Annotated in this window: 1 protein-coding gene; it reads right to left on the bottom strand. The window is 41.0% G+C overall.

Features of this window, described 5'->3' with window-relative positions; all coding sequences use genetic code 11:
* Positions 1 to 80, bottom strand: an 80-nt coding sequence (locus LZD48_RS19170; protein WP_369010276.1) for an IS3 family transposase, incomplete at its 3' end; no start/stop codon positions are given.
* Between the last annotated feature and the right edge of the window lie 244 nt (positions 81 to 324).

The following is a 324-nucleotide window of genomic DNA, read 5'->3' as shown; positions in this document are numbered from 1 at the left end:
TGGCGATTAATCGCCATCGTTATTCGCCGATAACCCCAAGTGCCTCGGCGCTGTTTAAATATCCTCTGGATTTTCTCCATCAGCCATTCATTTTCTTTTTGTTGATCTGTAGGTTCGTGTTTCAGCCATTTATAATATCCAGAACGGGATACATTTAAGATCTCGCTGAGTAATGAAATCGTGATGCCTGTTTCCTCATGATAGTCATGAATAGCCTGAAATTCAGCTAAATGAATGCCTAATCTTCCCGACCCATCCCCCTTTCGATTTCCTTTAACTTTTTTAATAGACCATTCTCCGCCTCCAAGTATTGATTACGATGCT

It is taken from the genome of Oceanobacillus alkalisoli (assembly GCF_021556485.1).
Classification (GTDB): Bacteria; Bacillota; Bacilli; order Bacillales; family Amphibacillaceae; genus Oceanobacillus; species Oceanobacillus alkalisoli.
This window is presented reverse-complemented; position numbering and strand designations above follow the sequence as displayed.